Source organism: Ruegeria sp. K7, from assembly GCF_056531785.1.
The window spans coordinates 1-22,716 of the sequence record NZ_JBQFMJ010000015.1 but is presented as its reverse complement, the minus strand read 5'-3'; the positions used below and the strand labels follow the sequence as shown (position 1 = coordinate 22,716).

Annotated in this window: 23 protein-coding genes and 1 tRNA gene; 11 read left to right on the top strand and 13 right to left on the bottom strand. The window is 56.5% G+C overall.

From position 1 onward, the window contains the following. Window positions 1-24 precede the first annotated feature (24 nt). Window positions 25-1,047, bottom strand: coding sequence for a ketol-acid reductoisomerase (gene ilvC / locus ACR0FE_RS19560; RefSeq protein WP_170616439.1), 1,023 nt, complete (start codon window positions 1,045-1,047; stop codon window positions 25-27). Window positions 1,048-1,178: 131 nt separating this feature from the next. Between ilvC and ACR0FE_RS19555 the strand changes: the two genes are divergently transcribed. Both ACR0FE_RS19555 and ACR0FE_RS19550 read left to right on the top strand, forming a co-directional pair. Continuing rightward, window positions 1,179-1,634 carry an Lrp/AsnC family transcriptional regulator gene (locus ACR0FE_RS19555; RefSeq protein ID WP_170616437.1) on the top strand — a complete coding sequence of 152 codons (456 nt, stop codon included), beginning with the start codon at window positions 1,179-1,181 and terminating at the stop codon, window positions 1,632-1,634. Continuing rightward, complete coding sequence (locus ACR0FE_RS19550) at window positions 1,631-2,089, top strand: Lrp/AsnC family transcriptional regulator (RefSeq protein WP_480914763.1); 459 nt, start codon at window positions 1,631-1,633, stop codon at window positions 2,087-2,089. The genes ACR0FE_RS19555 and ACR0FE_RS19550 overlap by 4 nt, the downstream gene beginning before the upstream one ends. Before the next feature lies 1 nt (window position 2,090). Here ACR0FE_RS19550 and ACR0FE_RS19545 read toward each other — a convergent pair whose 3' ends face one another. Then, a complete protein-coding gene (locus ACR0FE_RS19545) occupies window positions 2,091-2,792 on the bottom strand; it encodes a GntR family transcriptional regulator (protein ID WP_170616433.1) in 702 nt (233 codons plus the stop codon). A gap of 234 nt (window positions 2,793-3,026) precedes the next feature. Here ACR0FE_RS19545 and ACR0FE_RS19540 point away from each other — a divergent pair, with 234 nt between their 5' ends. Continuing rightward, window positions 3,027-4,154 (top strand): aminotransferase class V-fold PLP-dependent enzyme, encoded by a 1,128-nt coding sequence (locus tag ACR0FE_RS19540; protein ID WP_170616431.1) that lies wholly within the window; start codon window positions 3,027-3,029, stop codon window positions 4,152-4,154. A 15-nt stretch (window positions 4,155-4,169) separates the two neighbouring features. Here ACR0FE_RS19540 and ACR0FE_RS19535 read toward each other — a convergent pair whose 3' ends face one another. The 3 genes from ACR0FE_RS19535 to ACR0FE_RS19525 all read right to left on the bottom strand — a co-directional run bounded on the left by ACR0FE_RS19535 (window position 4,170) and on the right by ACR0FE_RS19525 (window position 6,421). Continuing rightward, window positions 4,170-5,366 carry a UbiH/UbiF family hydroxylase gene (locus ACR0FE_RS19535; protein WP_480914760.1) on the bottom strand — a complete coding sequence of 399 codons (1,197 nt, stop codon included), beginning with the start codon at window positions 5,364-5,366 and terminating at the stop codon, window positions 4,170-4,172. Window positions 5,367-5,440: 74 nt separating this feature from the next. Then, window positions 5,441-5,689 carry a hypothetical protein gene (locus ACR0FE_RS19530; RefSeq protein ID WP_170616427.1) on the bottom strand — a complete coding sequence of 83 codons (249 nt, stop codon included), beginning with the start codon at window positions 5,687-5,689 and terminating at the stop codon, window positions 5,441-5,443. 87 nt (window positions 5,690-5,776) lie between these two features. Next, the gene (locus ACR0FE_RS19525) at window positions 5,777-6,421 is read right to left on the bottom strand and encodes a pyrimidine 5'-nucleotidase (RefSeq protein WP_480914758.1); all 645 of its coding nucleotides are present in this window, start codon (window positions 6,419-6,421) and stop codon (window positions 5,777-5,779) included. A 100-nt stretch (window positions 6,422-6,521) separates the two neighbouring features. Between ACR0FE_RS19525 and ACR0FE_RS19520 the strand changes: the two genes are divergently transcribed. Then, window positions 6,522-7,169 carry a GntR family transcriptional regulator gene (locus ACR0FE_RS19520; RefSeq protein ID WP_170616423.1) on the top strand — a complete coding sequence of 216 codons (648 nt, stop codon included), beginning with the start codon at window positions 6,522-6,524 and terminating at the stop codon, window positions 7,167-7,169. 2 nt (window positions 7,170-7,171) lie between these two features. On the opposite strand, the gene ACR0FE_RS19515 is transcribed toward ACR0FE_RS19520, so the two are convergent. Further along, window positions 7,172-9,052: a glycosyltransferase gene (locus tag ACR0FE_RS19515; protein ID WP_480914757.1), complete on the bottom strand. Its 1,881-nt coding sequence runs from the start codon at window positions 9,050-9,052 to the stop codon at window positions 7,172-7,174. 80 nt (window positions 9,053-9,132) lie between these two features. Next, window positions 9,133-10,299, bottom strand: coding sequence for a glutamine-hydrolyzing carbamoyl-phosphate synthase small subunit (carA, locus tag ACR0FE_RS19510; protein ID WP_480914863.1), 1,167 nt, complete (start codon window positions 10,297-10,299; stop codon window positions 9,133-9,135). 183 nt (window positions 10,300-10,482) lie between these two features. On the opposite strand from carA, the gene ACR0FE_RS19505 reads away from it, so the two are divergent. Further along, window positions 10,483-10,962 carry a GatB/YqeY domain-containing protein gene (locus tag ACR0FE_RS19505; protein ID WP_170616417.1) on the top strand — a complete coding sequence of 160 codons (480 nt, stop codon included), beginning with the start codon at window positions 10,483-10,485 and terminating at the stop codon, window positions 10,960-10,962. A gap of 16 nt (window positions 10,963-10,978) precedes the next feature. Here ACR0FE_RS19505 and ACR0FE_RS19500 read toward each other — a convergent pair whose 3' ends face one another. The 3 genes from ACR0FE_RS19500 to ctaD form a co-directional block, all read right to left on the bottom strand. Further along, complete coding sequence (locus ACR0FE_RS19500) at window positions 10,979-11,482, bottom strand: DUF2244 domain-containing protein (RefSeq protein ID WP_480914861.1); 504 nt, start codon at window positions 11,480-11,482, stop codon at window positions 10,979-10,981. 45 nt (window positions 11,483-11,527) lie between these two features. Beyond that, window positions 11,528-12,127 carry a DsbA family protein gene (locus ACR0FE_RS19495; RefSeq protein ID WP_480914756.1) on the bottom strand — a complete coding sequence of 200 codons (600 nt, stop codon included), beginning with the start codon at window positions 12,125-12,127 and terminating at the stop codon, window positions 11,528-11,530. A 144-nt stretch (window positions 12,128-12,271) separates the two neighbouring features. Continuing rightward, entirely contained in the window at window positions 12,272-13,930 is a 1,659-nt protein-coding gene (ctaD, locus tag ACR0FE_RS19490) for a cytochrome c oxidase subunit I (protein WP_170616413.1), read from the bottom strand. A 288-nt stretch (window positions 13,931-14,218) separates the two neighbouring features. On the opposite strand from ctaD, the gene ACR0FE_RS19485 reads away from it, so the two are divergent. Continuing rightward, window positions 14,219-14,638 carry an HIT family protein gene (locus ACR0FE_RS19485; protein ID WP_480526458.1) on the top strand — a complete coding sequence of 140 codons (420 nt, stop codon included), beginning with the start codon at window positions 14,219-14,221 and terminating at the stop codon, window positions 14,636-14,638. 2 nt (window positions 14,639-14,640) lie between these two features. Here the strand turns inward: ACR0FE_RS19485 and ACR0FE_RS19480 are convergent, their stop codons facing one another. Continuing rightward, window positions 14,641-15,054, bottom strand: a complete 414-nt coding sequence (locus ACR0FE_RS19480) for a MerR family transcriptional regulator (protein ID WP_480914754.1) — start codon at window positions 15,052-15,054, stop codon at window positions 14,641-14,643. An 80-nt stretch (window positions 15,055-15,134) separates the two neighbouring features. On the opposite strand from ACR0FE_RS19480, the gene ACR0FE_RS19475 reads away from it, so the two are divergent. Continuing rightward, the gene (locus ACR0FE_RS19475) at window positions 15,135-16,067 is read left to right on the top strand and encodes a cation diffusion facilitator family transporter (protein WP_480914753.1); all 933 of its coding nucleotides are present in this window, start codon (window positions 15,135-15,137) and stop codon (window positions 16,065-16,067) included. A gap of 308 nt (window positions 16,068-16,375) precedes the next feature. Here the strand turns inward: ACR0FE_RS19475 and lipB are convergent, their stop codons facing one another. Both lipB and ACR0FE_RS19465 read right to left on the bottom strand, forming a co-directional pair. Further along, complete coding sequence (lipB, locus tag ACR0FE_RS19470) at window positions 16,376-17,032, bottom strand: lipoyl(octanoyl) transferase LipB (protein ID WP_480811385.1); 657 nt, start codon at window positions 17,030-17,032, stop codon at window positions 16,376-16,378. Window positions 17,033-17,071: 39 nt separating this feature from the next. Beyond that, on the bottom strand, window positions 17,072-17,731 hold the full coding sequence (locus tag ACR0FE_RS19465) for a DsbA family oxidoreductase (RefSeq protein ID WP_480811386.1): 660 nt from the start codon (window positions 17,729-17,731) through the stop codon (window positions 17,072-17,074). Between the two features lie 140 nt (window positions 17,732-17,871). On the opposite strand from ACR0FE_RS19465, the gene ACR0FE_RS19460 reads away from it, so the two are divergent. From ACR0FE_RS19460 to ACR0FE_RS19445, 4 genes are all read left to right on the top strand, one after another. Then, window positions 17,872-17,958 (top strand) — tRNA-Leu (locus ACR0FE_RS19460). Between the two features lie 389 nt (window positions 17,959-18,347). Beyond that, on the top strand, window positions 18,348-19,643 hold the full coding sequence (locus tag ACR0FE_RS19455) for a site-specific integrase (RefSeq protein WP_480914751.1): 1,296 nt from the start codon (window positions 18,348-18,350) through the stop codon (window positions 19,641-19,643). A gap of 297 nt (window positions 19,644-19,940) precedes the next feature. Then, entirely contained in the window at window positions 19,941-20,465 is a 525-nt protein-coding gene (locus ACR0FE_RS19450) for a hypothetical protein (RefSeq protein WP_480914748.1), read from the top strand. 245 nt (window positions 20,466-20,710) lie between these two features. After that, window positions 20,711-21,724 (top strand): hypothetical protein, encoded by a 1,014-nt coding sequence (locus ACR0FE_RS19445; protein WP_480914747.1) that lies wholly within the window; start codon window positions 20,711-20,713, stop codon window positions 21,722-21,724. Window positions 21,725-22,716 lie beyond the last annotated feature (992 nt).

The following is a 22,716-nucleotide window of genomic DNA, read 5'->3' as shown; positions in this document are numbered from 1 at the left end:
CCCTTGTGCTGACAGAAGTCAGGCTCAGTTCTTTTCCTGATCGACCAGTTTGCCGGCCGAGATCCAGGGCATCATGTCGCGCAGTTTCTTACCGACCTGCTCGATCTGATGTTCATCGTTGTGACGGCGGGCCGCTTTGATGGTCGGTTGGCCAACAGCGTTTTCCAGCATGAAATCACGCACGAACTTACCGGTCTGGATATCCGACAGAGTCTCTTTCATCGCCTTCTTGGTCTGCTCATAGGGCAGGATCCGCGGGCCGGTGACATATTGGCCGTACTCGGCGGTGTTCGAGATCGAGTAATCCATGTTCGCGATGCCGCCTTCATAGATCAGGTCAACGATCAGCTTGGTTTCGTGCAGACACTCGAAATAAGCCATTTCCGGTGCATAACCTGCCTCGACCAGAGTCTCAAAGCCGCAGCGGATCAGTTCGACGATGCCGCCGCACAGAACGGCCTGCTCGCCGAACAGGTCGGTTTCGCACTCTTCGCGGAAGTTGGTCTCGATGATGCCCGAGCGGCCGCCACCGATGGCCGAGCAATAGGACAGACCGATTTCCAGCGCCTTGCCGGTGGCGTCGTTGTTCACGGCGACCAGACAGGGCACGCCGCCGCCTTTGACATATTCGCCACGCACGGTGTGTCCGGGGCCCTTGGGGGCCATCATGATGACGTCGACGCCTTCTTTCGGCTCAATCAGGCCAAAGTGAACGTTCAGACCATGGGCAAAGGCAATGGCCGCGCCGGGCTTGATATTGTCATGCACATATTTCTTGTAGGTTTCGGCCTGCAGCTCGTCGGGCATGGTGAACATGATGACGTCGCACCATGCGGCGGCTTCGGCAATGCCCATCACCTGCAGACCTTCGGCTTCGGCTTTCTTGGCCGAGGGCGAGCCTTCGCGCAGGGCGATGACCAGGTTCTTGGCACCCGAGTCGCGCAGGTTCAGCGCGTGTGCGTGTCCCTGGCTGCCATAGCCCAGGATAGCCACTTTCTTGTCTTTGATCAGGTTGATGTCGCAATCGCGATCGTAATAGACGCGCATTTTGCCGGTCCTTTCAGTTTCGATTGCGGTGGTTCTATCTGCCCGTCGGCGCAATGGCGATAGCATTGGGGTTGAGTATTTGAGAAAAAGATGAAGAATAATTCGCAAAACATCTATCTTGTGAAAATTTCATGCTTGACGATACTGACCGTCGCATCCTGCGTCATTTCCAGGCCGATCCGAGCCTGACCACAGCCGAACTCGCCGAGCGGTGCAGGATCAGTGCAGGGGTGTGCTGGCGGCGGATTGAAAAGATGCAGGCCGCAGGGATCATCCAGGGGCAGGAGGCCGTGATCGACTGGGTCGCGCTTGGGTATGCGGTTGAGGTTTCGCTGAGGATCACGCTGGACAAGACCCAGCCACGTGCCTTTGACGAGTTCACCGCCGCAGCACGCAAAGTGGCCGAAGTGATCGAGATTCAGACCTTTCTCGGGCGGGTTGACGTGCGCCTTTCCGTTTTGGCGCGGGATATGTCCCACTACCAGCAGGTGTATCGTGACCGCATTCTGACACTGCCGCACATCGCTGACATCGAAGCGCTGATGCATATTGCCCGGGTGAAACGGGACGAGGTGTTGCCGGTATGACGGAACTAGACGAAACCGACCGCAAGATATTGCGTGCGTTGGCGCAGGATGCGGCGCAAAGCGGGGGCGCGCTGGGTCGACGGTTTGGCCTTTCGCAACCGGCAACCTGGCGGCGTATCCGCAGGCTGGAGGAGGAAGGCATCATCAAGGGGCGCCGGCTACGGTTGAACGCCGAGGCCTTGGGGTTTGGGGTGACGGTGTTTCTGGGTGTGAAACTGGCGCGCAAGGGGCAGGTCAGCCTTGAGGATTTCGAACGTGCCGTAAGCGCCATTCCCGAGGTTCAGACGGTCGAGCATGTGCTGGGTCTTTATGACTACCGACTTCGGGTCGTTGCGCGGGATCTGTCGGACTTTGAACGCGTCCTGCGGCGGCGCATCATGACATTGCCTGGGGCCGGTGACGTCGAGGCCAACGTGCTGCTGAGTGAAGAGCGTCTTCCGGGACCAATCGGATAGGTCAGTATTTTGAGCGGATGCAGAAACCCGGGTGATGCGTCATGCGGGCAAACGCCATCGGCTCTCCATCTTTCCAGGTCGTGCGCTCAAGCTGAATCATTGAGGTACCGGTCGTGGTCCCCATGAATTCGGCCAGTCGCCCGTCAGCGGAAACGGCACAGAACGCGATTTCGGCTTCGGTAAAGGGTGCGGTCTTCAGTAACCATTCATGCGGCCCGTTTTGGTTCAGATCGGCGTGTTCGACATCCGGAACGGCCTCGATATTGATCCAGCGTTCTTCGAGCTGGAAGGGGCGGTTGTCCGCGTAGTGCATGCAGATGATATGAAGGACACGCGCTTCCGGCGAAACACTCAGTTGCGATGCCAGCCAGCCAGGGCTGGGCACGACGCTTCGTTCGACCAGAGCATACCGATAGGTGGCATTCTGGTTTTCCACTGTCTGGCGCGCTAGCGAAATTTCCAGCTTGGCATGTTTGCTGGGTTCTTTTTTGACCCGTGTCCCGCTTTTCCGCTTTCTTTCGACATAGCCTTGTTCGGCCAGTTCCCGAAGGGCCCGGTTTACGGTCGCGCGGGCGCAATTGAACTCTTCGGCCAGCTGCGTCTCGGTCGGCAGCAAAGATCCCTGCGGCCAGATACGGGCTTCGATCCTTCTTTTGACTTCGTCGCGAACTACCTGAAAACTTATCCGTTTTTGCCCTGTCACCTGCGAAATTACCTTTCTTGTACAAAGTGTATGTATCTGGTCAGAAACACGTCAAAGTGTAAAGTAGGGGTGACCCTAATTGGCGTCATTTGTGCCTTGATCGGGCCGTGCGAGACGCAAAAAACAATCTGAAGAGAAAGGTTCCGTTGCGTCAACATGTGACGTGCGTAAGGTGCTTTACGAAATTCGCCAAAAGGTTCAGAACTTCAGGAACCTCTCAGGAAAGGAACAATCATGCCCGCGTTGCTGGACAGTGTTGACCCAAACGGTCTCGAAGAATTCTCGGTGGTATTTACGGACCGATCCCTAAACCACATGTCGGCATCCTTTCAGCAGGTGATGCGCGATATCTCGGATATGTTGAAACAGGTCTATAACGCTGACGGTGTCGCGGTGATCCCTGGGGGCGGAACCTATGCTATGGAGGCCGTTGCCCGCCAGTTTGCACAGAACGCCAATGTTCTGGTGGTTCGCAATGGTTGGTTTTCGTACCGCTGGAGCCAGATCATCGAAACCGGTGGATTGACGGCCTCGGCCACTGTGATGAAAGCGCGCCAGACCGGAAATACCAGCCCGTCGCCCTTTGCACCGGCCCCGATTGACGAGGTCGTGACGACCATTCGTGAACAACGTCCGAATGTCGTGTTCGCGCCGCATGTGGAAACCGCTGCAGGTGTGATTCTGCCTGACGACTATGTGGCGGCCATGGCTGCAGCCGCGCACGAAGTCGGCGCGCTGATGGTATTGGACTGCATCGCTTCGGGGTGCGCCTGGATCGACATGAAGGCAACCGGTGTTGATGTTCTGATTTCCGCGCCACAGAAGGGATGGAGCGCGTCGCCATGCGCCGGTTTGGTCATGTTGTCCGAACAGGCCGAAGCGCGACTTGAGCAAACGACGTCGGACAGTTTTGCTATCGATCTGAAAAAGTGGCGCCAGATAATGCAGGCTTACGAAAATGGCGGTCACGCCTATCACGCCACGATGCCAACGGATGCGCTTCGTGCGTTTCGTGAAACAATGATTGAAACCCGTGATTATGGTTTCGAAAAGCTGCGTGATGCGCAATGGGCGCTGGGGAATGGTGTGCGGGCGATTCTGAAGGACAAGGGAATTGTCTCGGTGGCCGCCGACGGATTTGGCGCGCCCGGTGTTGTCGTCAGTTATACATCGGATCCCGATGTTCAGAACGGCAAGAAATTCGCAGCGCTGGGTATGCAGATCGCGGCGGGCGTGCCGCTGCAATGCGACGAACCTGAAGGGTTCAGCACGTTCCGCCTTGGTCTGTTTGGGCTGGACAAGCTGTATGACGTGGACGGTACCATCCAACGTCTGAAACGGGTTCTGGATCAGGTGATTTAAGCCGGAGACCGGGCCTCAGCGCATGCCGAGGCCCATCTGCATAAGCGTTTTGCGCACCGGCGCCAGTGAATAAAGGGCATTCAGGCTCATTGCGCGGGCGTCACGCAATGGGCGCGCTTCGATCATGGAGGCGCGGTTCAGCAGGTCGATTCCTTTGACACGCAATTCGATCTCGGTGTGGCGCGCTTTGTGGTAGGCCGCCAGCATCTGGGCATCACCCAGCCCGTCCGGTCGCGCCTGCGCCAGATCCAGCAGGCACCGCAGATCCCCCAGCGACATGTTCAGACCTTGCGCCCCGATCGGCGGAACCACATGTGCGGCCTCGGCCATCAGGGCGAGTCTTTCACCGGACAGATGCTCGGCCGATTGACTGATGATCGGCCAGATCGTGCGACGCGACGCTAACTTGAGCGGTCCGAAGAGTTCGCAGGATCGACGGGTCATGGCTGCCTCGAAATCCGGGGCGTCGAGCTTCATGAGCTCGACCGCACGAGGACCACGTTCCATCCAGACAATCGCAGAGGACGGCTGACCCTGCCAGTCGGGCAATGGAACCAAAGTGAATGGCCCGCCGGACCGGTGGATTTCGGTTGATACGTTTTCGTGCGGGATTGGGTGCGTGACCGCAAAAGCCAGCGCTTTCTGACCATAGCGTGTTGTCCGGACGCCGATACCAGCAGCTTCGCGCATGGGTGAATTGCGCCCGTCTGCCGCGATCACAAGTCGGCAGCGAACCCGGGCGCCGTCACTAAGCCCGACGCGGGCTTCGGCGGTGCGGGTAAACAGACTGGTGGTGCCGGTTCCGGGCCTGAAATCCACATTGGGCAACTCGGCCAGCCGCGCCACCATTTCCCGGCGCAGCAGCCAGTTGGGAAGGTTCCAGCCGAAAGGCTGGTCGGAAATGTCCGAGGCATCAAAGTCGCGAACGACACGCGGTTCAGGCACGTCACCGCCGGCATCCACGATGCGCATGATCTGCAAAGGGGCGGCGTGCGCATCCAGACGTTGCCACAGCCCGCATTGTTCCAGCAAAACCCGGGCGGGTTGCAGAAACGCCGTTGTTCGAAGATCTGACCCTTCAATGTCGCGCTCGGTCACGGGCGGGGCAGGGTCGACGCAGATTACGTCAAATCCGGCTGCCCCAAAGGCAGCGGCGGCGGTCAGACCGGCGATACCGCCACCTGATATCAGGATGTCACAACTGTCAGTCATCGCGAAATTCTCCGTTGTCCGCAGACCCTAGTGGTGTTGCGGCCCGGGCGCCAAGTGACATCCTGTCCCGGTTCCTAACCCCGCGAAATCAGCAACAGGATCAGGAACATCACCGGCACCATCGCAAGTGCGGGCAGATACAGGCCGGGAAGACCGAACAGAAGGATGGAACATCCCCACATGCTGACGATGGCGGCGGCGGTATAGCCCAGATCCTCGGGCGCGCCGTCTTTCACATCGCGGGCCATCCATCCAAACAAGGGAATGGCAAACAACAGGCGCTGCCACACAGGCAGGCGCGGGGACATTTCGATCGCGCTCATTGGAGATCTCCGTTCTGTTCGTCGCTAAGGCGGATATAGGAACGATGATGCAGGTGCAGAATGAGCAGATCGTCGCAGGTTGCCCTGTCAGACCAGGCGTCCGAGAAACTGGGTCAGATCGTCTGTATGGTGGTGGATATGCTCCGCAGTGTGCGGTTCAGGTGCCACATGGACCGTGCGCATTCCCATCTCGTGCGGGGCTGCCAGATTGCGCGGGTCGTCCTCGAACATCGCGGCCTGTTCGGCGCGAATGCCGTCTCGCGCGAAAATCGCCTCGAACGCGGCTTTTTCCGGTTTTGGAAGGTATCCGGCGTGTTCGACGCCATAGACCGCATCAAACAACCCGCTCAGACCGCGTGCCGCCAGAACGCGTTCCGCATAGGGCGCACTGCCATTGGTATAGACGATGCGGCGACCGGGTAGAGAGCGGATATGGGCGGCCAGTTCCGCGTCCGGATCCATATGACTCATGTCCACCTGATGGACCGCATGCAGATATGGATCAGGGTCCAGGTCGTGCTCGGCCATCAACCCGGCCAGCGTAGTGCCGTACCGGCGCCAGTATTCTGACCGCAAACGATCCGCCTCGGCCTGGTCCACACCCAGAGTGCGCACGACATAATCCGTCATCAGCACCTCGATCTGATCGAACAGGCGCATATGGGGCGGATACAGTGTATTGTCGAGATCGAACACCCACTGGGTGACATGAGCAAATGCAGGTTTGACCATGGTTATGGTTTAGGGTCCGGTGCTGCGGATTTCAATGCTTCACTTGATTGGAAGGCCAAGTGGCGGATAGACATGACCGAACGAGGAGACGAAAGACAAAATGAGCCAGACCCGCCAACCCAACAAAGATGCCTACAGCCTGATTCTCGAAGCCATTGATGTTGGCGTGTACAAGCCCGGCGATCGGCTTGTCGAAAGCGAACTGGCGGAACGTTTTGGCGTATCGCGCACCCCGATTCGCGAAGCGTTGCAGCGACTGGAAACACAATCCCTGCTGGAAAGGGACGGGCGATCACTTATCGTGGCATCGTTGGATCACAACCAGATGGCTGAATTGTACGTCGTGCGCCGCGAACTCGAGGCGTTGGCAGCCCGTCTAGCCGCCAAACACGCAACGGAAGAGGAAATCAAAGTTCTTCAGGACATGGTTCTGGCAGATGACGAACTGGTCGATGATCCGACGGCCCTGTCGCGTGCCAACCGGCGGTTTCACGAACAGATTCATTTGGCGTCGCACAACCGATATCTGGTTCAGCAACTGGATCTGGTGCATCGCACGATGGCCCTGATGGCCACGACATCGCTTGCCGTGCAGGGCCGGGGTGAAATCGCCCAGAATGAACACAAAGGAATTGTCGAAGCGATCGCGGCACGTGATGAAGATGCTGCAAGTCAGGCGTTGCGGGAACACATCTCGATCGCGTTCATGACCCGCCTCAAACAGGATGCGGTCCGGCGCGAGTCCTGAACTCAGGAGGGCAGCTGTTCCTCGGCCGCTTGTCCGTGTTGGGTCTTGTCCCAAAAAAATGGGTTCCAGATCAGCTCCCATAGCGCTTTGTAGGCTGCCAGAACGCCCAACGGGTAATACAGGATCATCGTCGGCACCCAAGGCAGCAGGAAACGCCTTTCCCGTGCTGCGACGGCGACAAGTCCGACCATGACGTTGGTCAGTTCGGCTGCAAGAAACAGGCTGAAAAGGGCTGTGACACCTTCTTGCGTCAGCCCCTGCGGCAGCGGTACGGATATACCCATCGCCAACAGCCAGAACACCCAAAGGACAGGGGCAAGAAGGAATTGCCCCAAAGTTCCCAGAAAAAACGCCTGAACGCCCAAAAAGCGAAGCAATCCCAGATCCCGCAACAAACCAACCGGTGTGCGCATGTGGACCAGATAGGTCACCATGAAACCCTTGAGCCAGCGAGAGCGTTGTTTGACCCAGGGCCAGGTCCGAAAGTTCGCCTCTTCAAAGGTTGTTGTGTCCACCATCTCGGTCCGATACCCGGCGAGGTACAACCGGACACCCAGATCGGCGTCTTCGGTGACATTGTGCGCGTCCCAGGCGCCCAACTCCTCCAATTTGTCCCGGCGAAAAAAGAAGGTGGTGCCGCCCAGCGGGACCACAAGGCCCAATCGGGCAATACCGGGCAGGATTACCCTGAACCAGCTGTTGTATTCGATTGTAAAGCACCGTGATCTCCAACTGGTGCGCGGGTTGTAGTAATCCAGCACGCCCTGCAGACACACGACATCGGGCGGCGCATGTTCAAAGTGATCGACTACTCGTTCGATCTGATCCGGTTGCGGCGCATCCTCGGCATCCCAAACCCCGATCAAATCGCCGCGGCAGAAATCTAGGGCGTAGTTCATCGCGCGGGGTTTGGTGGTTAAACCGTTCAGTTTCGGGACTTCCACTGTGCGCATCCAACTGGGCAGATCAACGTGTGACAGTGTTTCGCGGGTAACGGCGTCGTCTTCTTCGAGCACCAGAATAACGTCCAACAGTGCCTTGGGGTATGTCAGCCGCCGCAGTCGTTGGATCAGCGCGTCGGCAATCTCGGTTTCTTGGTATAAAGGCACCATGATCGACACATAGGGCTGGCGAGTTCGTGAGACCCTGGGTCCTTCCTGTTCCGATGTCCGAGCTGTCTTTGACGTCAAGAAGGCCAGCAACCCGGACAATCTCAGGACCCAGAACAGGAACAACGTGCAGACCGCCGCAAACACCAGAACGGACCAACCGATCGTCGGGATTGCGATCATTGTCGCCAACAGGGCGATTGCGCCTGCGACTGGTCCGGTGCGTGCCCGGGCTGTCCAGGTGCGGCAACTGTGCAGCGGGTCCACACGGGTTTCGGCCGCCCGGGCCAGATCTCGTGAGAATAGTCGGGATATCGCCGTGCCAATCTGATCTGGTGCCGCCAGAACGGGAATCACTGTATATCGGCTTGCCTCAAATTCTGCTGCAATGGCATCGAAATGGTCTGGCCGGGCAGTGGCAACCAGAAGGATCGGACCCAGTCTGACCCACGGTATGACATGGTTCTTAAGCCAGAAGGACGCAGGTTTCAGATCGACCAGATCAGGGGATGGCGGCGTTTCTTCCAGATCCGCGATTTGCAGGCCTGTTTGTTTGGACAAGGCCAGCAAGACATCCTGCCGGCTGACGCAGCCCTCGCTCACCAATATCTCGCCCAAGGGGGCCTGCTGTCGTGATTGGAGCAGCAATGCGTGATCCAGTTGCGCGCGGGTGATCAGGCCGCGTTCCATCAAATAGAGGCCGAGAGGTTTGCGCAGCCCCAGTGCCGGTACCGGTTCTGCCGGGGCAAGTTGCTGTAAGTTCAGTTCGACCATTAATAAACCCTGACGCGATTACGCACGTCAGGGTTGCTTCAACATAGTTAATGGCCGGTTAATCCGGCAAAGGCAGGCGGCTAAGCCTTTTCTTTTCGCGCGGTCATTGCATCCGCAAAGCGTTCGAACAGGTAGAAACTGTCCTGCGGCCCCGGCGATGCTTCGGGGTGATGCTGCACTGAATAGACCGGGCGGTCCGTCATGCGAATACCGCAGTTCGATCCGTCAAACAGCGACCGGTGGGTTTCAATGACGCCATCTGGCAGGGATTGAGCGTCAACGGCGAAACCGTGGTTCATCGAGGTGATTTCGACCTTGCCGGTTTCCATGTCCTTGACCGGGTGGTTTGCGCCATGATGACCGTGGTTCATCTTGACGGTTTGGCCGCCAAGCGCCAGCGCCAACATCTGATGGCCCAGACAAATGCCAAAGATGGGCAGGTCCGTGGTCTCGAGCACTTCTTTGATCATGGGAACAGCATATTCGCCGGTGGCGGCGGGATCGCCCGGACCGTTGGACAAGAAGACGCCATCCGGATCGTGTGCAAGAACCTCGGCAGCGGTTGCCGTCGCGGGCAGAACGGTCACGTCACATCCGGCCGAAGCCAGACAGCGCAGGATGTTTCGCTTGGCGCCATAGTCCAGCGCCACGACTTTGTGCACGGGGGCTGTCTGGCGTGAGTAACCGTCGGGCCAGGCCCAGCGCATTTCGTCCCAGCGATAGCTTTGCGCGCAGGTCACATCCTTGGCCAGGTCCATGCCCTCCAGACCGGCAAACCCACGGGCTGCGGCGACCAGAGCCTCGATATCGAAATTACCGTCCGGATCGTGGGCCAGCGCCACATGAGGCGCACCTTGCTGCCGAATGGCACGGGTCAGTCGCCGGGTGTCAATGCCGCCAATCGCAATTCGCCCGCGTTGCGTCAGCCAGGTCTTAAGCTCGTCTGCGGCACGCCAGTTCGAAGGCTCGGTCGGGTCCCATTTGACCACCATTCCTGCCGCAACCGGATCGCCGGTCTCGTCATCCTCGGGGTTCACACCGACATTCCCAATATGAGGGAATGTGAAGGTCACGATCTGTCCCGCATATGAGGGGTCGGTCATGATTTCCTGATAACCGGTCATGGCGGTGTTAAAACACAGCTCGGCTTCGGTCTGGCCGGTGGCGCCAAAGCCTGTGCCGTAGAACAATGTTCCGTCGGCCAAAGCCAGACATGCGGTGGGCTTGGACGGGGCGTTCTGGGCCATGGCGCGACTCTCCTGCAGGGTAAATCGGCGCATTCCTAAGGGGGTTGGGCCGCTGGGTCAAGTCTGTTCAATTTTTGGGCAATCATTTAATATCAATGACTTAGATATATTAGACCCCGGTTGTGTCGCGCTTTTTGTTTCGATATGGTCGGGGTTCCTTCATCTTGGGGATGGATTGAGCAGATGGATATGCGATCAAGGGTGAATGCAGCCCTGAAGCAAGCAATGAAAGACAAGGAGGCCGAACGTCTATCGACGCTGCGGCTGATCAACGCGGCGATCAAGGACCGCGACATCGCAACACGGGGTTCGGACAACGAAGAAGCAAAAGGTTGCGGTGATGCCGAGGTACTTGAAATCCTTGGTAAAATGACCAAGCAGCGCAAGGAAAGCGCACGCGCCTATGAAGAGGGCGGGCGCTTGGATCTGGCAGAACGCGAGCTGCGCGAAGTTGATGTGATCGAGGAATTTCTTCCAAAGCAGCTGGATGATGACGAAGTGAACCAGGCCATTCTGACCGCGATCACCGCGACAGGTGCCGGTTCGATCCGTGATATGGGCAAGGTGATGGGCGAACTCAAAACCCGCTATACCGGCCAGATGGATTTCGGCAAGGTCGGACCGATGGTCAAGGATCAGCTTTGCGCGGCCAGCAACAGCTGACCTGTCACTTCGACGTTTACTGCGCCAATTGCTTCGCGACAGGTTCGCGCAGTTTTTGTATCAGCTCGTCATAAAGCGCGATGCGCTCTTCCTCGGACAGAAATGAGCCGATTTCAACCTGGCGGCCGTCGCCGGTCAGGGTGACGTAATGTGGAACAGGCCCGCCGCGTTGGTGCATTTCAGGCCGAGCCCAATATCGGTTGCACGTCCATTCCTGACGACCGGTTCGGGGGTGGTGGTGCACCAGCCGGGCCTGGCTGCCGCTCAGCGTCAGAACCTCAAAGACGCTGCGGGCGCGGTAGTTTGTCTGAATGGCCAGCCACAGGCCCAGAACGCTGAGTAGCATGAAAGGAAGCAGCCCCCACAGCAGCACCGACCCCAACACCGCCAGCATCGGGATAAGCCCGAAGGCAAACACCAACAGGATGAACCGCATCGCCCATCGGGGCGGCAGCGAATTATGCGGCCAAAGGCGCAATTCCTGCTCTGTGTCTGATGTCTGCGTCCATTGATAAGGCATGGTGAAAAAATAGCGCATCGACACCCGGAGTCGATGGCCAAAAGATCAGATCACGTGACCGACACGCGCCCACGACAATGCATCATCCAGCCGGTCATCGCCCCAGAACACCTCACCGCGCACGACAAGGCTCGGCGCGCCAAATACGCCTAGCTGGGTGGCGTTCTTGGTCTCGGATTCCAGCGCCTCCGAGATTTCCGGGCTGCGCGCACGGGACAGTGCAAGGCGCGGATCCTGCTGACATCTCAACAGGGCCTCGGACAGGGCAGTTTCGCTGCCTGCTTCGACGCCATCTTCAAACCAGATGCGATAGAGGTTCTGGGTAAAGTCCTTGCCCCAGCCCTCGCGCATACCCAGAAGGGCGACCTGATTGGCAAGGGCAAGATCGGAAATCGGATAAGGGGCGGGCAGCTTGGCATGAAGCCGGTACTTTGCCGCGCGCCGTCCGATATCCCGCCACATGTAAGCTGACTTTGTGGGTTTGCCGGCAAAAGGAATGTTTTGTTGTTCGGACATGATGGTTCGCACGTTGAACGGTTTCCAATGCACTGTCGCATCATGTTCTGCACACCATTCATCCAGACGCATCACCGTCAGAAAACTGTATGTGCTACCTATTGAGAACCAGAAATCAATCTCGGGCATTGCGTACCTCCGGATTGCCGGATGACCAACCGCAAACAGAATAGCCGATTTTTGGCCTTCTGGCGATATTCCCGAAATGTCCGAAGGTTTCAAAAGAAAAGCCCCGCCGAAATTGGCGGGGCTTCTAAGTCGTGCTTTCAGGGATTAGTGGGCGTGGCCCTTGTCCCAGACTTCCTGCTTGGGCAGCTGCTCGAACGTGTGCTCGGGCGGCGGCGTCGGCAGGGTCCATTCCAGCGTATCCGCGTATTCGTTCCACGGGTTCGGACGTGTCTCTTTCGCGCCACGTAGCAGGGCGTAGATGACAATGCCGAAGAACAGCAGGAACGAGGCGAACGAGATGAACGCGCCAATCGACGATACGAAGTTCCACTGGGCAAATGCCTCGGGGTAGTCGATGTAGCGGCGCGGCATGCCTTGACGGCCCAGGAAGTGCTGCGGGAAGAAGGTCAGGTTGGCGCCAATGAAGAACATCCAGAAGTGAACCTTACCCCAGAACTCGGAGTACTGACGGCCCGTCATCTTGCTGAAGTAGAAGTAGACACCGGCAAAGATCGCGAACACGGCACCCAGCGACATCACATAGTGGAAGTGCGCCACAACGTAGTAGGTGTCGTGATAGGCACGGTCCACACCCGCCTGTGACAGTACAACGCCGGTCACACCGCCGACGGTGAACAGGAACAGAAAGCCGAAGGCGAACAGCATCGGTGTCTTGAACTCGATGGAACCGCCCCACATCGTCGCAATCCACGAGAAGACCTTAACGCCTGTCGGAACCGCGATGACCATCGTGGCAAGCATGAAGTAGGCCTGCTGACGCAGCGACATGCCAACGGTGTACATGTGGTGCGCCCAAACGACGAAACCCAGAACACCAATCGCGATGATCGCCCAAACCATCGGCAGGTAGCCGAAGATCGGTTTGCGCGAGAAGGTCGCAATGACATGACTGATGATGCCAAAACCAGGCAGGATCACGATGTACACTTCCGGGTGTCCAAAGAACCACAGGATGTGCTGATACAGGATCGGGTCACCGCCACCGGCCGGATCAAAGAAGGTGAAGCCAAAGTTGCGGTCCATCAACAACATGGTGATCGCGCCTGCCAGAACCGGCAGCGACAGCAGAATCAGCCATGCAGTGACGAAAATCGACCAGCTGAACAGCGGCACCTTGAACAGGGTCATGCCCGGGGCGCGCATGTTCAGGAAGGTGGTGATCATGTTGATCGCGCCGAGGATCGAGGAGGCGCCCGATACGTGCACGGCGAAGATCGCAAGGTCCATGGACATGCCGCCCTCGGTCGTCGACAGCGGCGGATACAGAACCCAGCCCACGCCCGAACCGGCCTGATCGTTGCCGCCCGGAGCCAGAAGCGAAGCCACACCGAGCGAGGTACCCGCGACGTACAGCCAGAAGGATAGGTTGTTCATCCGCGGGAAGGCCATGTCCGGTGCACCGATCTGCAACGGCATGAAATAGTTGCCAAATCCGCCAAACAGGGCGGGGATGACCACGAAGAACATCATCAGAACACCGTGATAGGTGATCATCACGTTCCATAGGTGTCCGTTGGGTGTGCACGGGTCGGCCATGAAGCCTTCCAGGCACATGTACTGAACACCGGGGTGCATCAGTTCAAGCCGCATGTAGACGGTCATCAGAACCGAGATCAGACCGGCCAGGGCCGAAACGATCAGGTAGAGAATCCCGATGTCCTTGTGGTTGGTCGACATGAACCAGCGGGTAAAGAAACCGCGATTGTCTTCATGCTCGTGACCATGAATGGCTGCGTCTGCCATTTAGGTGCCTCCTGTTACAACACTACCGCGCAGTCGGACCTCTCCAACGCGCGGGATTCCTGCTGGTTTTAGATTGCGAGGGGACGACCTTCAATGGTCGAGTTTGATCTGGATCAAGATTAATTGTCGCGGGCAGGAGGCTTCCACGACATTTTTGACCCGGTGGTGCCTGCTATTTGGCCATTGCAGTACGGTTTTCAAGAGGTACGCCCAGTTCCCGTTTCCGTGCTTGACCCCCGGCGGGTTGGGTCGCAGAACGGGTAGCAGCACCAAATCGGGAGAAATGCCATGACGGGCTACGACAATGACAACATCTTCGCCAAGATCCTGCGTGGTGAAATCCCAGCGACCCGTGTTTACGAAGACGATGACACGCTTGCCTTCATGGATATTATGCCACGCTCGGACGGTCATCTTCTGGTCATACCCAAAACACCGTGCCGAAACGTTCTGGATGCCTCACCCAAGCAACTGGCTGCTGCAATGGCGACCGTGCAGAAAATGGCGAGGGCGGTAAAGGCGGCCTTTGACGCGGACGGCGTCACCATTCAGCAGTTCAACGAAGCCGCAGGCGGACAGGAGGTTTTCCACCTGCATTTCCATGTCCTGCCTCGGCACGAGGGCGTTTCGATGCGCCCGCCGGGAAATATGGGTGATTTCGACCTCATCGCCCAACATGCCGAGAAAATTCGCGCATCTCTGACCTGACTCTAATGCGCCCCATCGCAGGTGTCATGATCCCCGAATGCATGCAGAACGGCACAGACATGATCATGATGCCCGTCACATGCTTTGGTGATGCGGGCCAGTTCTTTTTCCAGCCGGGCCAGACGTGCGATCCGGTCGCGGATGTCAGCCAGTTGACGCTCGGCGATGTCATGCGCGCGGTTCAGGTCATCCCTTTGCGCGCCTTCCAGGGTCAGTAGAGCTTCGACTTCGGCAAGGGGCAGCCCAAGATCGCGCGTGTGGCGGATGAACTGCAAGCGCCGCAGCGCAGCCGCATCATACCGCCGCTGGTTCCCGGCTGTGCGCGCAGGTTTGGGCAACAGCCCTTTTTCTTCGTAAAATCGGATGGTGGGAACCTTGACCCCAGTATGGCGGGACAAATCACCGATTGAGTACATTTTATTGGCCTGCCACTTGAACCTCTAGTTACTAGAGGAATTACATTGCTTTAAGAACCGAAACAACAGGCGCTCTTTACATGGCACATCAGCACTCGCACTCTGGTCACAGCCACCATCATCACATCGACCCAAAGGCCGGAGATGCCCGTGTCGCCTGGGCAATCGCCGTCAATTTGTTCCTTACACTGGCGCAGATTGTCGGCGGCATTCTGTCTGGCTCGCTCGCGCTGATCGCCGATGCGCTGCACAACCTGTCGGATGCCGCAGCGCTGGTCATCGCCTTTTTCGCCCGCAAGATCGCACGGCGACCCGCCGACCCGCGCATGAGTTTCGGGTATGGCCGGGCCGAGGTCGTGGCAGCGCTGATCAACTACACAACGTTGATCGTGCTGTCCGTCTACCTGATGTATGAAGGTGTCACGCGGTTCATCCAGCCGGAACCGGTCAATGGCTGGATTGTCGTCTGGATTGCCGGGATTGCTTTGGTCGTCGACCTCATCACTGCGGCACTGACCTACTCAATGGCCAAGGAGAGTATGAATATCCGGGCGGCCTTCCTGCACAACGTGGCAGACGCGCTGGGGTCTGTTGCCGTGATTATCGCCGGAACATCGGTCATTGTGTTTGATTGGACATGGGTCGATCCCGCAGTCACGATCATGATCTCGGTCTACATCCTTTGGCATGTCAAAGGTGAGATCGGTGAAACGATCCGGGTTCTCATGCTGGGGGCGCCCCCCGATCTGGAGCCGGAACAGGTTGCCACGGCCATCGAAGAGGCCGAAGGCGTAACCGCCGTACACCACGTGCATATCTGGAGCATGCAGGAGCGCGAACCGGCGCTGACCGCACATGTCATTGTAGACGAGGTGTCCTGGTCCGACGCCGGGGCCGTCAGATCAAGGATCAGGCAGAGCCTGAAAGACCGATTTGGGATTACGCACGCAACGCTGGAGTTGGAGCGAACTGACCAATGCTGTCCCGCATCTTCCCGCTTTGGACATCAGTGAAACATGCGTTTAATGAGAATTGCCGTTCCGATTTGGGGTCGGAACGGCAGACTCGTAACCAAACACATATTCGGATTCTCCGGGCAAGCCCGTGATCACCGGTTAACATACCACTCACTTTAGAACGGTGAACTCATACTACTCGTTAACGTCTTCTTTGTATCGGCCAGAATTAAACTTTGCATAAATATCACCGGAAATGTGGGTAATAATGGTTAATGAACCCACTGACCGGGAAACAGATGCCAGAGGAGTCGGTGATTGTTACTTCACGTTGGGCAATCGGTACCGCGCCATCGACCGATCCGTCAGGAATCACCCGCAGAAAAAGCGTCGTCAAAGGTTCTCTGGAGGGCAGAATCCACATCCGCCAGTGTCACCGGCAGCCCCAGATCGACAAGGGATGTCACCCCATATTCGGTGATGCCGCACGGAACGATGCCCGTAAAATGATCAAGATCAGGTTCGACATTGATCGAAATTCCATGAAAGCTGACCCATTTCCGCAGGCGTAGCCCAATGGCCGCAATTTTGTCTTCGGCAGGCTGGCCCGTAACGGTAAGCGGCTTGTCATCCCGCCGCACCCAGACGCCGACACGACCGTCGCGGATCTCTCCACGGACGTTGAATTCGGCAAGTGCTGAAATCACCCAGTTTTCCAGCTGTTTCACAAACCTGCGCACATCCCGGCCACGTTCGTTGAGATCCAGCATGACATAGGCCACACGCTGGCCTGGTCCGTGATAGGTGTATTCGCCGCCGCGTTTGCTTTGGTAAACAGGAAACCGTTCCGGATCGGTCAGATCCTCAATACGCGCGGATGTCCCCGCCGTGTAAAGCGGGGGATGTTCCAGCAACCAGATACACTCCTGCGCGTCGCCCGAGGCGATCGCGGCCACGCGCGCCTCCATGAAGGCCACGGCGTCTTCGTATTCGGTCAGCCCTTCGGTGATCTTCCATTCCATACCGGCCTCTTATCCTGCGCAGGGGTCAGGGAAAAGGGGTCAGGCGGCTTCGGACAGGCATCGCTGCAATACCTGAGCATACGTGTCCTGACCCTGAGCGCCGGTCAGCAGGTACTTGCCCCCAAACACCATAGCCGGAACACCTGAAATACCCCGGCTTGTCCAGAATTGCTGCTTTTCCCGCACGGCAGCCGCGTGGGTGCCGCCAGCCAGTGCGTCCCGTGCCGCGTCAGGGTTCAAACCTGCCGCTCGCACTACCTGCATCAATACATCAATGTCCGAGACATCCTGCTGTTGCGTGAAATAGGCATCAAACAAAGCCAGTTTCAGCGGATGCTGACGCCCCTCATGTTCTGCCCAATCCAGCAATTGGTGTGCGGCAAAGGTATTCACGATCCGGCTGTCATCGTTGAAGTTGAAGGTAAACCCAAGCTCAGCCCCCAGCGCTGTCAGCCGTTCGCGTACCTGCTGGCTTTGTTCACGTGTCGAGCCGTATTTTTCGACAATATGCTCTCTCAGGTTCTGACCTTCCGGCGGCATGGCGGGGTTCAGCTCAAACGGATGCCACCGAAGACGGGCAAGCACACCTGTTTGTTGCAAAGCAAGATCAAGCTGACGAAATCCCACAATACACCATGGGCATACCACATCCGAAATGATGTCGATCTGAACAACGGGACGGGGATCGGATGTTGTCATCGAGAGCTCCTGCGCGGGAATCCTGTAGTCGGTTTGGTTGATTAGATAAGCAGAGGGCAGGGGATTTCAAACAGGTGTCTTTTGCCTCTTCACAACGTCTTCATCAGCGTCTATACGCCCCCTACCAAGTCACTGGCAGTGCGGTCGTGGCGGAATTGGTAGACGCGCAGCGTTGAGGTCGCTGTGGGGTAACTCCCGTGGAAGTTCGAGTCTTCTCGACCGCACCAGTAATTCACCCATAAAAATAAAGAACTTCGTGAAAATAGGGCCTTAGCCTTGCAAAGCGTCACATTGGTCGTCACATTAGATAATGTGACGATTGAGGGATTGGTGGATGAAAAAGGTTGCTGACACTATTCAGTTGCGTGGGCGGTATCATGTGAAAATCGCGATACCCGAGTCGATTAGGGCGCATTGGGCTGGAAAAGATGTTTACCAAAAATCCACCAGATCGACGGACCCGGTTGCTGCCGCAAAGGAGGCGCGGCGCATTCGTGCAATCATGGATGCGCAGCTTGAACAGGCTAAGGCCGAAGAGGGTTGGCGGGCATTGGCCCGACAATTGCCGCCAGATCAAAGAGCGCTGCTGGACAAGGCCGGTGGATTGTCCGGGCTTTTGGATGAGTTCGAGCGAAGCAAGAAAGCACTGGCTTTCTTAGAGGCCGGTAAGCCCGCTGACGCGGGCGCATTCGACGTTGAGGTCGGGCCAAGAGGCGCGCCCACTAAGGTGCTGATTGACGAGTTGGCTGACCCAGAAGAGCTACAGTTACAGCAAGCAGAAAACCACGCCGCGTCAGCGGCGATACGCGCCCAAACAAATGCGCGGGGTAGGGTGTTGCGCCAGATTGGTCAAGACGTTGATCTTGTCGGCGACGTGTTCAGCTTGCGCGATCTGGTCGAAGATTGGGCACCGTCCGTTGATGCACATACCGCAGAAAACGGGCGTACATACGTCAGGCGGTTCACTGAATTGCATGGCGAGATTGGATTGCAGGACATTACCGGCGCTCACCTGCGGGAGTTTACCGACGCACTCAAAGGTCTTCCCAAGGTCCAGAGCGGCAAGCGTCGCGAAATGACAATTCAGCAGCTAGTTGCAGATGCCAAGAAGACCGGGGCGGACACCATCGGTTATGCCACTCAGAAGAAATACTTCGACATGCTCAAGGGTCTCATGTCTCACGCTGTTGGGCGTCGCTTCGTCGAAGCCGACCCTTGGGTGGGCATGAAGCTGGTTAAGCCCAAGGTGAAGCACAGCGCCGAAAAGGCCCGCCGCGCCTTCACGGGTGAGGAAGTTGGCAAGATATTGGAATTCGTCAAAGGATCGAATGCGGACCAATATGGTAGCACGACCGTGGACCGCTGGGCACCATGGATTGCTGCCTACCACGGGTTGAGGATTCAAGAGGCCTGCCAGCTTCGGACAAAAGACTTCGAGGAAATCGGTGGCGTTTGGTCAATGAAGATCACCGATGAAGGCGAAGACCAAAAAACCAAAAATGCGGCATCTGTTCGTTGGGTGCCTGTCCATCCCGCATTGATCGCAGCCGGATTGCGTGGCGTGGTCGAAGCCCGACCGGCTGACGCTTTCGCATTCAACCAATTTGGGCGATACGCTAAGAAGCTGGAAGAAATGACGCCGGACACTCGTGGGCGCGTCAGCGCCGACTACGGCAAGCGGTTCTCATACCTGTTGCGTTCCAAGCTAGGCATCAAGGACCCCAAGGCGGTCTTTCACAGCTTCCGTCATCGCTTTCAGGACGCCTGCGACAACGCCAATATTTCTGATGCGCATCGTCGTTACCTGACAGGCCGCGCCAACAGAGATGCTGTTGAGGGTGGCTATGGTGATGGTGCTGGCATGCGGTATCTGTTTGACAGCTTGAAACAGGTTGACCCGCTCGATCATTAATCAGTCAGTTTTTTGTGTTCTGGATGCCTGCTGTTTGCACCGGCTGTGCAGAAAACGGAAACTCAGCTAATATGATCAAGGGTCAGGGTATTTTCGGTGGCTCAGGTAATTGGTTGGCTCATTTAGTGTTGATTAGGCACGCAAGTATTTTGTTCTTGAGAGGAGATAATTCAGTGACAGATCAAATTGAATCCGAGAGTGCGACTTTTGACGGTTCAACCATTAGAATTCAAAGGGACACTCGCGGTCGAGCTGCCTGCGTCGTTGAAGGTACAAGAGTCCTTCTGAAAGACGGGCATGAAAAGCCAATTGAAGATATTCAGCCATTTACTGCGGACAAGGCTGGAGACGAACTTATGTATCGAAGGTTCGACGGTATATCCGGTTGTTTTGATAGCAGGCCCAGAAAAAGAATTCCCCGTCGTCGTGGTGGAAGTCGAAACTGATAGAGCGAAGTACAAAGTAAAGGTTTCTAAATGGCACTCGTTAATGAGAAACTACTACTCATTGGTACAAGCTTACGTTTTAAAGCCGGGAGACAAGCTTCTAACATCAACGGGCACGGGTACAGTCAAGTCCGTTGGCTTTGAGCCTTATGATGGCGACGTGTGGAATGTTTTCTTAGCGAACAAGGCGTTCATCGATAACCTTGGTGATATGACGATGGAGATGATTTACGCCTTCCGTAGGAACTCGTTGCTTGGATTGAAACCCAAAGAGCACATCATACTAACTGATGGGTTGGCTTCAGGTTCGTTTGTTATGCAAATGCAACTGATCGACTTTGTCAGAGACGGAATGAACATAAACGAGTTCGCATAGCACTTCACTAAAGTAAGCCTGCGTAAGCAGGCTTTCCATTTAACGCGTTGCATCTTTTAGGTCAGCATTGCTGACCTTGACCCGTTTTTGCGGTTTTCTTGCTTTGTTCCCAGCTCAGGTGCATAATCCGCACAGAACGGGATGAATGATCCAAGGAAAACTATCTTTATTTGTGAGTAGGTTAACAAGTGTTGACTGTAAGTCAAAGCGATCTGGCCCACGCGGTCGGGCTAACGCGGAATACTGTGACGGCCCGTGCGCGTGGGTTGGATTATACCACAGGTGCAATGGGTGCGCGGCTCTATCGGCTGGCGGATGTTTTGCCGTCGATCAAACCGAGAGAAAGAGGCGCTGTTCCCGAACTTTTCAAAGCTGCTCGAAGTGACGGTGAAGAGCTTTGGGTGGGTGATAACGCTGTTACCCGAGCCCGCCGCTTGGAAAGATGGTTACGGGGTGAACAGGTCGAACGCCTGTTGCCTCTCGCATTCATCTCGAAGCCAAAGGTTGCCACCGGCGCGTCTCTGCTTGCCGCATCTTCATACAACATTGCTGCCGGTGTATCGGAACCATCGGCTGCACTTCCTTCGTCTGAAGAAGAACGCCGTAAGACGATCTTTGCCAGCCTGCGGAAGCAGAAGCCTTACGGCCTTTTTGACAATGTGTCCGGTGAAATCACGTCTGATGCATTGGCCTCAGTACTGACGGCGACGACTTTTGAGGGGCGAGTTCTCGGGAAGTCTGAGATGGCAACCGTATCGGCAAACGCAATGTTCGTGATGACGTCGAACAATGCTCGCCTGAACGAAGACCTAAAGCGACGTGCATTCCTGATCCGCCTAGATGCCAGGATGGAAAACCCAAAGGACCGGAAGGAATTTAAGTTTGATCTTGAAGGCACTTACGTTTCGGACCATCGCGGAGAACTACTGTGGGCCGCGCTGACGCTCATTAAGGCGTGGGTAGTGAACGGCATGCCCCGACCGGAGAAAGTCCCGCAAATGGCCTCCTATGGCGAATGGGTTAGGGTACTTGGCGGGGTTCTCGAAAACGCGGGCGTCAGTACGTTCCTTGGAAACGAAGACCAGAAGGATGCTGTTGCGGCTATCAATGAAGCTGAGGGCATCAATAACTTGATCGCGGTCTGGTGGGAAAAGGCAAATGATCCTCAGCAGCAGTTTGTCACAACAGAGATGGTTGCTGGCACGGATGAAGGTTTGGTGGCCTTGTGTTTCGCTGAAGATATTGAACTTGAGGGGTAAAGAGAACCCGCAAAGACGCAGACCTTATCTATGATGCTACGGCATTGGGCAAATTCCTCGGCGATCACGCTGACGCGTACTTCAATATTGAGGGTGTGGAAATCCGCCTCGAAAAGGCTGGAACTCGCCAGAGACGCACCGTGTGGAGGCTGATCCCGAAGGACGAATGACGCTCACGTAGCAATATTGCAAATCGAGATAGGCCGCGTCAGCGGCCTTTTTCGTGTCTCGGTGAGGTGTTTTTGTCTGCGGGGTGCGTTTGTGAGGGCCGCCTCACTTGATCAACCGCCTGTTTTTAAAGGTTTAATTTGAAGAAGTGAGGTGGGTGAGGTGACGAGGTGGGTACGTTCACGTTATATGGAGCACTTTTGTTTTTCTGCCTCCTTAGCGAAAGCATCCCTACGGAAAAAACTTTCGCTTTATATAAAGACACACCTACCTCATTTACCTCACCCACCTCACTTCAAGTCAATTTAAACCAATAAAATAAGGGTTTATGGTGAGTGAGGTCAGAGGTGAGGTGGTCGCTTCACCTCACCAATTCGATTTACTGCGGTTGCGTGGTGTGTGTTCGGTGCGAGGGGTGCAATTCAATTTCGCCCGACTGCGTCTTGAGCTTCATAAGTCTTCACGCGGCCCATTACCTGCGCGAATTTGATTGAGCTGCGCCAGCCTTCCGCGCAATTGAGCCTCGAAACTCTTCACTTGAGAAGGCGATTTGGATTTGCTCAATTCGTCCCTGACAGCGTGTATTTTTTGTCTTTGCCGATTGGGCGCAGTAACGCCACAGCGTGTCAAGATAACGCCGGTAACCTCGGCGGGGCGATCTCGCCGTGAACGTTCTTTATGCACGGCATATCGATGCCCGTGACGGTGCAAGATTTTCTTTATTTCCCATATCGTGTCTAGCCCCCTCGTTCGGCACCACTAAATTGAGGTTTCTCTAATAAGGTTTCAGGCACAGGTGGGCGCATGTTCAGAGCATGATGTGG

Bases quoted from the DNA above. Each gene is read 5' to 3' on its own strand.
- ACR0FE_RS19555 (WP_170616437.1), top strand. From the start codon at position 1,179: ATGCTTGACGATACTGACCGTCGCATCCTGCGTCATTTCCAGGCCGAT.
- ACR0FE_RS19540 (WP_170616431.1), top strand. From the start codon at position 3,027: ATGCCCGCGTTGCTGGACAGTGTTGACCCAAACGGTCTCGAAGAATTC.
- ACR0FE_RS19465 (WP_480811386.1), bottom strand. From the start codon at position 17,731: ATGACAACATCCGATCCCCGTCCCGTTGTTCAGATCGACATCATTTCG.
- ACR0FE_RS19505 (WP_170616417.1), top strand. From the start codon at position 10,483: ATGGATATGCGATCAAGGGTGAATGCAGCCCTGAAGCAAGCAATGAAA.
- ACR0FE_RS19520 (WP_170616423.1), top strand. From the start codon at position 6,522: ATGAGCCAGACCCGCCAACCCAACAAAGATGCCTACAGCCTGATTCTC.
- ACR0FE_RS19475 (WP_480914753.1), top strand. From the start codon at position 15,135: ATGGCACATCAGCACTCGCACTCTGGTCACAGCCACCATCATCACATC.
- ACR0FE_RS19535 (WP_480914760.1), bottom strand. From the start codon at position 5,366: ATGACTGACAGTTGTGACATCCTGATATCAGGTGGCGGTATCGCCGGT.
- ACR0FE_RS19450 (WP_480914748.1), top strand. From the start codon at position 19,941: ATGAAAAGCCAATTGAAGATATTCAGCCATTTACTGCGGACAAGGCTG.
- carA (WP_480914863.1), bottom strand. From the start codon at position 10,299: ATGGCCCAGAACGCCCCGTCCAAGCCCACCGCATGTCTGGCTTTGGCC.
- ACR0FE_RS19550 (WP_480914763.1), top strand. From the start codon at position 1,631: ATGACGGAACTAGACGAAACCGACCGCAAGATATTGCGTGCGTTGGCG.
- ACR0FE_RS19480 (WP_480914754.1), bottom strand. From the start codon at position 15,054: ATGTACTCAATCGGTGATTTGTCCCGCCATACTGGGGTCAAGGTTCCC.
- ACR0FE_RS19485 (WP_480526458.1), top strand. From the start codon at position 14,219: ATGACGGGCTACGACAATGACAACATCTTCGCCAAGATCCTGCGTGGT.
- ilvC (WP_170616439.1), bottom strand. From the start codon at position 1,047: ATGCGCGTCTATTACGATCGCGATTGCGACATCAACCTGATCAAAGAC.
- ACR0FE_RS19500 (WP_480914861.1), bottom strand. From the start codon at position 11,482: ATGCCTTATCAATGGACGCAGACATCAGACACAGAGCAGGAATTGCGC.
- ACR0FE_RS19515 (WP_480914757.1), bottom strand. From the start codon at position 9,052: ATGGTCGAACTGAACTTACAGCAACTTGCCCCGGCAGAACCGGTACCG.
- ctaD (WP_170616413.1), bottom strand. From the start codon at position 13,930: ATGGCAGACGCAGCCATTCATGGTCACGAGCATGAAGACAATCGCGGT.
- ACR0FE_RS19495 (WP_480914756.1), bottom strand. From the start codon at position 12,127: ATGCCCGAGATTGATTTCTGGTTCTCAATAGGTAGCACATACAGTTTT.
- lipB (WP_480811385.1), bottom strand. From the start codon at position 17,032: ATGGAATGGAAGATCACCGAAGGGCTGACCGAATACGAAGACGCCGTG.
- ACR0FE_RS19525 (WP_480914758.1), bottom strand. From the start codon at position 6,421: ATGGTCAAACCTGCATTTGCTCATGTCACCCAGTGGGTGTTCGATCTC.
- ACR0FE_RS19530 (WP_170616427.1), bottom strand. From the start codon at position 5,689: ATGAGCGCGATCGAAATGTCCCCGCGCCTGCCTGTGTGGCAGCGCCTG.